This window comes from Photorhabdus bodei (assembly GCF_003287735.1).
GTDB classification, from domain to species: Bacteria; Pseudomonadota; Gammaproteobacteria; order Enterobacterales; family Enterobacteriaceae; genus Photorhabdus; species Photorhabdus kayaii.
The window spans coordinates 1-10,164 of sequence record NZ_NSCM01000070.1 but is presented as its reverse complement, the minus strand read 5'-3'; the positions used below and the strand labels follow the sequence as shown (position 1 = coordinate 10,164).

The 10,164-nt window shown below is 43.9% G+C and carries 8 protein-coding genes and 2 pseudogenes; 9 read left to right on the top strand and 1 reads right to left on the bottom strand.

All coding sequences use genetic code 11. The annotated features are described in order from the left end of the window. From CKY02_RS21685 to CKY02_RS21650, 9 genes and pseudogenes are all read left to right on the top strand, one after another. Nucleotides 1-116, top strand: a pseudogene (locus CKY02_RS21685) (IS630 family transposase); the annotation flags it as partial. Between the two features lie 580 nt (nucleotides 117-696). Beyond that, the gene (locus tag CKY02_RS21680) at nucleotides 697-1,023 is read left to right on the top strand and encodes a DegT/DnrJ/EryC1/StrS family aminotransferase (RefSeq protein WP_202924526.1); all 327 of its coding nucleotides are present in this window, start codon (nucleotides 697-699) and stop codon (nucleotides 1,021-1,023) included. After that, nucleotides 971-1,156: a hypothetical protein gene (locus CKY02_RS24155; RefSeq protein WP_146747483.1), complete on the top strand. Its 186-nt coding sequence runs from the start codon at nucleotides 971-973 to the stop codon at nucleotides 1,154-1,156. Before CKY02_RS21680 ends, CKY02_RS24155 begins: the two co-directional genes overlap by 53 nt. 23 nt (nucleotides 1,157-1,179) lie before the next feature. After that, nucleotides 1,180-1,833, top strand: a complete 654-nt coding sequence (locus tag CKY02_RS21675; RefSeq protein ID WP_112896863.1) for a histidine phosphatase family protein — start codon at nucleotides 1,180-1,182, stop codon at nucleotides 1,831-1,833. A 19-nt stretch (nucleotides 1,834-1,852) separates the two neighbouring features. After that, nucleotides 1,853-5,533, top strand: a complete 3,681-nt coding sequence (locus CKY02_RS21670; protein ID WP_112896862.1) for a hypothetical protein — start codon at nucleotides 1,853-1,855, stop codon at nucleotides 5,531-5,533. A 7-nt stretch (nucleotides 5,534-5,540) separates the two neighbouring features. Next, nucleotides 5,541-7,454 carry a hypothetical protein gene (locus CKY02_RS21665; protein WP_112896861.1) on the top strand — a complete coding sequence of 638 codons (1,914 nt, stop codon included), beginning with the start codon at nucleotides 5,541-5,543 and terminating at the stop codon, nucleotides 7,452-7,454. Then, complete coding sequence (locus tag CKY02_RS21660) at nucleotides 7,447-8,697, top strand: aminotransferase class III-fold pyridoxal phosphate-dependent enzyme (protein WP_112896860.1); 1,251 nt, start codon at nucleotides 7,447-7,449, stop codon at nucleotides 8,695-8,697. Before CKY02_RS21665 ends, CKY02_RS21660 begins: the two co-directional genes overlap by 8 nt. After that, on the top strand, nucleotides 8,694-9,467 hold the full coding sequence (locus CKY02_RS21655; protein WP_112896859.1) for a PIG-L deacetylase family protein: 774 nt from the start codon (nucleotides 8,694-8,696) through the stop codon (nucleotides 9,465-9,467). The genes CKY02_RS21660 and CKY02_RS21655 overlap by 4 nt, the downstream gene beginning before the upstream one ends. Further along, nucleotides 9,398-9,712 (top strand): DUF6137 domain-containing protein, encoded by a 315-nt coding sequence (locus CKY02_RS21650; RefSeq protein ID WP_338015640.1) that lies wholly within the window; start codon nucleotides 9,398-9,400, stop codon nucleotides 9,710-9,712. Before CKY02_RS21655 ends, CKY02_RS21650 begins: the two co-directional genes overlap by 70 nt. Here CKY02_RS21650 and CKY02_RS21645 read toward each other — a convergent pair. Further along, nucleotides 9,702-9,875 (bottom strand): annotated as a pseudogene (locus tag CKY02_RS21645) (helix-turn-helix domain-containing protein); the annotation flags it as partial. The gene CKY02_RS21650 and the pseudogene CKY02_RS21645 overlap by 11 nt on opposite strands. Nucleotides 9,876-10,164: the final 289 nt, after the last annotated feature.

Below are 10,164 nucleotides of genomic sequence, written 5' to 3'. Positions count from 1 at the left end.
GAAATCATTGTTGTCAATTTATGTGGCAGTTACTGAATTATGTTGATGCCTTTTTGGCATCGTTTTCATCACAGCAAAAGCCAGGAAGACAAAAAATGGGTGTAGCACAATTATGAAATCTTATTTACATAGCAACACCATGTAGTGCTGGTTATCCGGTATCTAATGATTTAATGTATGACCATAATCATTAAGGTTAAATATATTTAATGGTGTGTGACTCTAATTGGTAATATTATATTTTAATTTATGGTATTTACGTGTAATTAATTATGATGTGAATCACGATATTGAAAATTAGATTGTTAATTTATTGATTTTTTATATGGTTTGTATTTTTATATAGAGTTTAAAATAAATCATAGATTGAGAAATTAAAAAATCTAACTAGATAATACATCTTCTATTAAGAAACAGAATGCCCAATGTTAATGTTTTTCAAATCTTGCGATTTTATTTAAATTAAACTTAAAAATAGTGTAACACCTTGTATTAAAGTGAAAGCCTATAGCTATAACTGAGTTTAAGAATTGAGTGTAGCGGTGCTATTGGTTATTTAACTTAGTAAACCGGTAGTAATTCACATAGGATATTCTATGTAAATGAAAGGGAGACATATCCCCTATAGCTTAACGATACCTATGGATTTTTCGCTGGATTAATATCACTTCTTATTTGAAAAGGAGATTACTCATCGTGTCTAAACTGGCAATACATGGAGGCTCTTCCATTCGAACAATGTCTTGGCCTGGGTGGCCTACAAGTTCTTCCGAAACTGTAGATAATTTACTTTCTGTTTTAAATAGTCAGCGTTGGTCAATAAGTGGACCATACCGCGGGGTACTTTCTTTTGAACAGCGTTTTGCCGAAGCTTATGCACGTTACACGAATGCTAATTATTGTGTTCCTGCCTCCAGCGGTACTGCTAGCTTGACTATGGCTTTAGAGGCAGTGGGGGGCGGAGCTGGTGATGAAATCATTGTACCTGGTTTATCTTGGGTCGCTTCAGCCGCAGCGTTTTAGTCTGCCAATAGCGGAGGCATTCTCCCATAGCCACATTGCCTTGCCGCATCATTTTTTACTTGCAGAAGAAACAGACATGCTTGATGTCCAGCGTGCTCTGGATAAGGTAATGAGCTATGCCGAGCATCTGTGAATCACCAAAAGGCCAAAACTATTATGACGTCAACACATTGCCATCGTTTTGTGTTCATCCGACACGCAGAAGCAACATGCAATCTACAGGATGACCATGTGTTAATCAGTTCAGTTTTGCCTGATTCACCACTGACGGAAATGGGCCAGCAACAAGCACAATTGTTAGCAGATAATTTTCCCAAGGAGTTAATCGGAGACAAGATGTTTAGCAGCCCAATGGTCCGAACAATGCAAACGGCCAAATTTCTCACTGCACGGTACAATTTACCGTTGATATCTGATGAGCGTTTGGAAGAAGTGCGTATAGCACCTTCACTGATACCGCCATTAAGTTTGCCGGAATGGGATGCAATGCTGGAAGAACGTTTGAATAGTCCCACAATTAAAGTAAGACCTGAAGTAGAAACTGTTATTGAACAACGAGCACGAGTGACCGATTTTTTGCGTCAACGGCACCAACAGCGTGGCCGGGAAATGGTCACTCTGATCGTTTCCCATGCATTCACTATAGAGTTAGCAATGTTTGTGTTGCTAGGGCTGGAAATCTCCCTATTACAACGCTGGCATATGCGTATTAGTAATACAGCATTGCACGTTATAGAGAATGAAGAGATAGGTGGAAAATCTAGGCTTGTTCTTGTTAACGCGAAAAATCATTTGAGATTATGGCTTTAAAGGTAAGAAGATAAAACGTATGGCTGCAAAATTTGAACGATTACAACAACTTTCCCGGCACACTGATTTTTCAGCATTGGTTCCACCTTTAGTGGGATTTGCGGCTGATAAAGCGCTTGCCATTGTAAGACATTATCCGCAAGCAGATACCGCACTGCTACGCACCCTCTACAGTCAGTACATCACTGAGCACCCCGATTGGATAAAACAGGTTGAGAAAGTTTGTGGCCCTGCCCCCTGGATTATTCGCAGTGCGGGTTTAGAGGATGGTGATGCTTTCGTGAATGCTGGAGGCTATGCCAGTATCATCTGTCATTGTCCGGCAGATTTTAGTGATACGCTTTCTACGGTGGCTTTCAGTGGATTTGAACTTCAATCCATTGAACAGCAACGGTTAAGTGATCCGGGTTATCAACCGCAGCCAATCACCTGTTTTGTGCAAAAATTGATTGAAGGTACGCCATCTACAGTGGACGCCTTACAGGCTCCGTATCTGACAGCCGATGCATGCCATAATTTAAATAAAATTATCAATCAATTACATCAATATTTCTCTGAAATTGCGTTAGACACTGAGTGGGTTTTGGAAACGGATCATGGCCTGGTTTCCGTGACCGGATTGACTTTACATGCCTCTGAAGGTATCCGGGGAGAACTGGCGTTCGGTTTTGGTTTTGCGTCTGCACAATCCCCCGGCTCAAGGGCAAACTCTGTGGCCTATCATTGGCCAACGTTAGCTGCACCTCTGTGGTATGGCGCTCAATTATGTCAGGTTCGCGTGGATAAGATTTGGTTAGTACAGGCACGCCCCGCTCCGGGTTATGTACTTGAGCGTCAGGTTGAGCAGTTAACCACTGAAGTGAAAGAAGAGCTGGTACGTAGTATGCAGGTGGTTCCCGTAACAACATTGCTGCATCCTGCAAAGCCTAATTTAGGCGTTTTCCTTTCGGCATCTACATTAGACGATGCTTGGTCTCGTTATTTGCGTCTTCCTTTGCCAGTGCGATCCACTCTTGTGGCTGTCTTCGTTGAATCAGGCGTTGCCAGTGAACATGCTGGCATCATGTTCCGTCAACAAAAATTGCCCGTTTTTCTTACCCAGTTAACCAATATCCCCACAGTTCCTTTGGTCATTATTAATAGTGTGGGAGAGCAAGCCTACTTTAGTGCGCAAAAACCACTTATCGAATTGGAAACGGAAACCATTGAGTCGGTTAATTTGCCTGCTGCTGTACAGAATATTTTTGACGATAGAGAATCTCTGCCCATTACGGCGCTGTCTTCTCAAGATCTTTCGGATGTTTTGCAACGTGCGCTGGCTGGCTTACCGGTATTGGAGGAAAAAATCGGTGCTTCACTCAGGCAACGTACTCTTTTTCCAATGGACACGTGGTTACAGCATGGTGACATTGTCCGAAGCCCAAGTTTAACAGGTTGGCTCCTGGCACAAGTCGGTGAGAAAGCGATGACGCTCTACCCTGCTCATTGGTTGGCAACCGATGTAACAACAGATTATCTCTGTGCTTTCAGAGCCAAAACCGATACGCAGTCGGCATTACCGAACTTATGTAAGGCTATCCCAACATTGGTAGATAAGGTCAGCCAACTCAATGACCTGCGCCTGCTGATGTTATTTATCAAAGCCGAATCATGGATTGAGAGAATTCCCGCGATGCCATTGGCGCAATGGGTTGATGTTGCGATAACGTCCCCAAATGGGGATGGGCGTCTGCTACTGGCGTGCCTACTTCATGTGCTCGCAGATACAGACATTATTCCCATTTATGAAGATGCAGACCGGATCAACATCTTACACGCGTTAACTCAGGCAGCAGGTTCTACACTTTCTGTTCATGAACTGTTTGAAGTTATCCATCATCGCCAATTGTCACCGACTGCACTGGCAAATCTGGTTTGTGCGCCCAAAGCGTTTGCTGACTATGTGGCTTTCCTGTCTCCACTTAAGCGCTTTAAAGCAGCCGCAGCACTGGCAGGAGCGAGTGAAGCCGCTGATTTGCTACAAGCTACGGATAGCCTGATGAAAGAGTTACATCAGGCGAAATTACCCACCTTGAGGGCACTTTGTCGCATAGATTTAGTGGATACTTACGATCAGGTACTCAAGGCGGTATTAGCCGATGTGGTTGATAGACACGAGCTGAGCACGTATCAAAATTATCTAGATCTGCTCAGCGATTGGATGGAGTTTGCTCAGCTATCAACGCTTTCTGCCACAGAAAAATCGGCATTAAGCGCTTTCCAGGGATGGGTAGAGCATGTTCGTCATAACCCTATGCCGGACACTTTTTTTCTTGAATTAAAAGAAGATGTTGTAGAAATCTTGGGGGATGATTTCTTACGTTGGCAGGTTTTAATGCCTGTCGCAGGTAATATGACACCGGAACAGCTACCGATAGAAAATGCTCACCAGTTACACAATCTATTGCATCAATGGATGCTGGTTCGTTTCCGGGCTGAATCGGGGCCTGATCTACCTGCGCTTTTACATAAATTGATCAATATCGCTGATGGTTTTGGTGATGCCCGCTCTTGCCTTTTAAGGTTAACTAATAACCTCTTTGAGATTTCTCTGCCTTTTGTCGTACATAAGGCCAGTTTCCTCTTTAATGAGAAGGAATTGGTTGTTGAGTTCTGCGAGCTTCCGAATGCCCCGGAAGAGGAGATTGGTCGCTTATATGTCTTCGATGCATTGGCATCACGTATTTCAGAATGGAAACCACAATGGCAGATATCATCAAATCGGGTCTGCCAATTAGGCACTTGGACACTTTTCTTACGTTTAAAGCGTGCTGATGGCTTACATTGGCAGAGACAGGATCTTGAGCAACTGGTGCTTTGGTTGCGAGTGCTATTCGATACTGCTTATGATTTCTCCTATGTGCCTAATGATGAAGTTTCCCATGTGCATGACATGCTGGGACATTCTCCCTGGAGTGATCTATTCCACGCTTATGTTAATTACCGGGCTGTGATTGATTTTTCTGTTCAGCGTATCACAGTTTATTCGTTGCCCTTTGCCTCAACGCTCGCTGCACTCTGTCTGAATGAATCTATACGTGATGAGGTCACCAGCGCTTACCTTGCTGGTTTTGACCATGCCTGGGATGCTTTTCACCGAATTATTGAGAAGCTGGAAAAAACAGAGGATGACCAAGAACAGTGGGAATGCCTTCACACCACCGCAGGGCAGATGGGATTACTCCTTTCAGCAGTATGGCCAGAGCAGACGTTGATGCGGATGGTACAAAAACCACTCTCCCCGATTGGGGCTGAACGGATCGCAGTCAGCTTGTTACATCGTCGAGATTTGTCGGCTACATTGCAGCAGTTGGTTACTGCTCCAGAAAATGCCGGATTGCGTAATTTAGTTTTGCACCACGTTCCTGAAATCGCGGTAAATGCAGGTTCTGCTGCCTCAATCGCAGGTGAAATCGCGATTTGGCAAAGTCAGTTTAAACGCTGCAAAGAGTACTTGCTTGCCTATCATGCAAATGTACTCTCTGAGGGCCAATGTCAACAATTTGTCAGACAACTTAGTCTTATCCCTTATGGCATCACAGAGGAAATTGAAACGTATATTCAACGTGCTCTGGCTCCTATAGCCACAGAGGAGAAAGGCCGTTTTAAATTGTCTGAGGTTGATCCGATTGCGATTATTAGCACTATGCGGACAAAATGAGGGCAGAATGACTAAATACCTAGGCAAGGTTGCTAGAATACAGATTACCCCCTCAGAGTTAGTGGCGAAGTTATTCGCCACTGAATATGCTCAAAACGGTGATGGTTATGTATCAGCCTGCGCTCTGGGACAAATATGGAGCGACCTAAGTCTTCTTGCTGAAGCCAGTCAACAGCCGTTATCTGTCCGCCGTCAGGCCAAATATTCTGCTACACATGCGCAACAGGCCGCTTTGTCTATCGCTTGTGGTCATAAAATCACGGCTGAAACGGAGTGTTCTCAACAAATAGGCATTGTATTGCAAGGTCAATTTTCTCCTTGGATGGATCTACTGACCCGTATTTTGGCACTCCCCTTGCCAGAGTGTTATGGCTATGATGTAGGGGATACCGAAGTCTGTGTGGATGATGCAATCCGTTTCGCCCGCCAGTTTGCCTCCGGGCGTTCCATCGTGGTTGTCGGTCTCCGCAGTGGTGGGAGTTTTCTTATTCCACGTTGGGTTGCAGGATTAACTCAGATTAATGGTGTGCCCCCTGCATGGCTAACACTGCGCCCTTTAAGGCATATTAACGCCTATTGTCAGTACCATCCTTCAGAGTTGGATACTCTATTTCGTCTTCTTGACGCACAATCTGAACGTCCAGACGTCGTGATTGTTGATGATCAACCCGATACAGGCAATACCGTTGAAAAACTTGCGGAATGGTTAGCCTTCAAAGCAGAAAACATCTGGTTTGCCAGCATTGGGCATGTGAGAAAAATCACAACATCAGCTTCATGGTCAACCGTATTTGTGCGATCACCACTGATGACACGTGAACGGCGTTCACTCTGGCAACTGTTGTTAAAAAATGATCACCGCCATTTTCTTTCTACATTGACTTCTGCGATACCAGCGTCTGATTTACTGAATTCGACAATAATAAATAACGCGGATACACAGATCTTTATCCATTGCCCAACAATGGAAAAAAGATATGGCTTGGGTGAGGCTTGGTTGCCTTGGAACTCGCCAGCAATGGAAAAATATGCAAGAAGGTTGATTAACCCCAAAAAAACTCCCTTGTTAGTCACGGATAAACATGAAACGCCATTGTTGCACCTGAGATTTATTGGGGAAAGCACCTATGGACTCACGGAATTCAATCGGGTGAAGCAAGCCAATACTGCCTATCCTGAGGCGTGGTTTCTTGATGGTTATCATATTGCTCAACATCTTCCGGGATTGCGGCCATTACGGGATCTTATGGCTGAAACACCTCATGAAAATCATCAGGTTTGGCTTACACAGTGCAACGCTGTTATTCAGTCTGTCAGCCAATCACCATTAATAGATATTGTCGGCCAGCTACCTCAGATTCCAATAGGAGCAGCCATTCGTAATGCATGGGAATGCCTGCAACACAAAGTGGGTAAAAGTAAATTGAGTGAACACAAATTACCTGACTTACCCATTTGGCTCGATTCACTCAATATTCCTCCTTTTGCAGGAAGTACCCGACCAATACGCTCTTCCCTTAGCTATGCCTTTGGTGATTGGCACTGGCAAGTTGGCAAGGATGGGCATCTCTACCGTTTTCATCAAGAGGCTAACTGGGGAGGGATAAGCTGGCCAGAATTGGAGATAGCTGTTTTTCTGTTGGTATATCAACTGCCGCCCGCCACATTACAGCTGATGTACAATAGTAACCAGACAGAGAATGATAATTCACCAGTGATATTCACTTCCTTACCTGTTGCGCTGCTTTTGCTGCTTGACGGTTTCCGCCGGGAAGTACGTCAATTTAGCCCTATAGGTAAGATGCGCTTATGTGAAGATCTCACCTTGTTATTCCAAACTTTTATCCAGTATCACAACTTGATTATCGAAAGCATCGCGAATATGCAACCGACTGAAATATCGGGGAGTGTCTATGAGTAAACCTGAAAAAATCGCCTCTGCTGTCGGCGTACCGGCACCAAACTTACATGCTCTATCCGCAAGTGGTGCTATCGTCAGACTGAGTGATGGAAAAGACTATATTGACCTGATGAATGGCAAAGGTAGCATCACGTTGGGACACCATCATCTGGTAGTCACAGAAGCAATAATCTCCAGTTTAAATAATAAACAGGGGGCTTCCACCTGCTGGTCAGAGCCTTTTGAGGCTCTCGCAGAAATCATTGTTGCTGATAGTGGTATCCCCAATGGGCAAGTTGCTTTTTTCAGCTCAAGAACTGAAGCCTGCCGTGCTGTTGTCCAGTGTGCCCGGAAGATAACAGGCAAAAAAATCATCGCCAGCGCAGGTTACCACGGTTGGGGGGATTTATGGGCTTCGCCTTCCCATTTTTTGCAGCCAAATGAAAGCGGTATTATCGATTTCTACTTCATCCCTGAATTACTGGCTGATGTGTTAGAAAACTATCATGGCGAAGTCGCAATGGTGATGATTTCTCCCGACTATGTACATCTCAAACCAGAAACATTAAAAAAAATAGCCCATCTTGCCCGTGAATATGGCGTTCTATTTTGCAGTGATGAAGTCAAAAATGGCTATCGTTCAGTGACTGGTTCTGCGTTACCACCGGTTATTGGCGAACAGGCTGATTTTTATACCTTTGCCAAAGGACTATGCAATGGGCAACGCTTATCCTGCCTCGTCGGGCCAACTGAAATGATGCAAAAAACTAAACATATGGCCTATACCGCCTACTTGGACACAGTGCCTATTGTTGCTGCTTTAGCCACATTGAAATATATGCATGACGAACAAGGCTACAAACGTCTGGTCACGTGTGGGTCAATGCTGGCAAACACATTACGCACACTAATTGCACAGGCAAAGCTGCCAATAAAAGTCATGGGAGATGGGCCATTACTGCAATTCATCTGTGCAACACCAGAATTGGATGAGGCTTTCTATACTGCTTGTGGTAAACACGGCCTGTTACTGTATAAGTTTGATAATCAGGCTATCTCGCTGGCAACTGAAGCCGTTTTAACGGAATTGGAGATCCACTTCAAACAGGTATTTTCAGAACTTGCTCTGCACTTTTCTACGCAGCACCAAATCTATGTCTCTATCGAGCGACAAATGGAAGCCGCATTCAATATGATCGACGGTGCCAGTGATGTTATGCCAGCTGCCGATGCTATCCATTGGTTACAAAGGTATGCATTATGAGCAGAATAAAAGATTGGTATGGTAAACGCCTGACCTTAATTTCTCCACATCCCGATGATATTGCTTATTCGATAGGAGGTTTCGTCTCACAACTGGCCTCTGTATCCACATTAGAGGTTGTGACCGTATTTACCCAAAGTCGATGGGCGCTCCCTAAATCCTTGCGCGATGCGGGTTCCTCCGTTATCAGTAAAGTACGAGTAAAAGAAGAGCAGACTTTTTGTCAAAATTTTAAGATGAAGTTATACCCTCTTGGACTCTCAGATTCCAGTCTGTCCGGCTATGACGATGGGAATGAGCGCCAATTGCAATTTACTCAGGGACAACTTACTGATGACATACGAGCTTCAATCGTATTGGAGAAGCTACAGCAGGTCTTGGCAGAGTCCAGTCCTGATATTGTGATTGCGCCAGCCGCCATTGGTCATCATATCGACCACCAGATTGTCCATCATGCCATTTGTTCACTACAGAATCATCAATGGCAACTTGCTTTTTACGAAGACCTACCCTATACAGCTGAATTTACACTGGATATTTTGGAAAAACAGTTGACAGAGCGAAAATTCAGCATACTAGAAGCCATCAGTATCGATCAAACATTAGCGGATAAATACGCAGCACTATCTAATTATGCCAGCCAAACCGATCAGGAAACGATAGATGCAATTATTGTCCATGCACAACGTCTGGCACAAACATGTTTCCATACCGGGCAAGCAGTTTACCATGCAGAAAGATTTTGGGAGAAATCATGTCAATATCAGTAGGTTATATTCGTCAATTAATTATCAAAATCGCCTGTGAGACAACGGGAGATGACACAGAAGAACTAGTCAAGCGAGGGCGGTTGGAGATCCCTGCACGGGATGCCATTGAATTTATGGTACGTCTGGAAGCACTCCTTGACTGCACTCTGGGTTGGTCGAAATACGAACATTTGTCAATGGAAATTAATAACCTCTCAGAAATAATAAACAAGAAGCTTAATGAACAATCATCTTATGACGGTTAACGGTCGTTTCATGAAGACGCAGGGCCTGAGCGATCATCACTGAACTCCAGCCCTCAGAGGCCAGCAGAACCGCTTTTATGCGATCACACTCCCTCTTATCACGACAGGTGTGATGGAGGTGTTCGAGTTCGGCTTTTTGTTCATCGGTAATGAATATTTTCATGACTGGTACAATGATCCTTATTTTGGGAAAAATCAAGCACCTTCAATGATTACTGGTATATTTACAGGGTCATTGCATTGGTTATCATTGAATAACGCCTTTGAAGTATAATATATAATTAATTTATTACCTTTAAAAGCGTTTTTTATTTGAATATTTTATCCTTCATTCCGCACCTAATTCAGGAATAAACCGCTTTATATTGTACGCCTAATAAACTCAAAAGCTCATGGTGGTAAGATTGCATTCCTGTCACCATTTTATGTTCTTGAAATTCAAAGGTGCTGAT

Coding starts and splice junctions, on each gene's coding strand:
- CKY02_RS21665 (WP_112896861.1), top strand. CDS start 5,541: ATGACTAAATACCTAGGCAAGGTTGCTAGAATACAGATTACCCCCTCA.
- CKY02_RS21675 (WP_112896863.1), top strand. CDS start 1,180: ATGACGTCAACACATTGCCATCGTTTTGTGTTCATCCGACACGCAGAA.
- CKY02_RS21670 (WP_112896862.1), top strand. CDS start 1,853: ATGGCTGCAAAATTTGAACGATTACAACAACTTTCCCGGCACACTGAT.
- CKY02_RS21650 (WP_338015640.1), top strand. CDS start 9,398: ATGTTTCCATACCGGGCAAGCAGTTTACCATGCAGAAAGATTTTGGGA.
- CKY02_RS21660 (WP_112896860.1), top strand. CDS start 7,447: ATGAGTAAACCTGAAAAAATCGCCTCTGCTGTCGGCGTACCGGCACCA.
- CKY02_RS21655 (WP_112896859.1), top strand. CDS start 8,694: ATGAGCAGAATAAAAGATTGGTATGGTAAACGCCTGACCTTAATTTCT.
- CKY02_RS24155 (WP_146747483.1), top strand. CDS start 971: ATGAAATCATTGTACCTGGTTTATCTTGGGTCGCTTCAGCCGCAGCGT.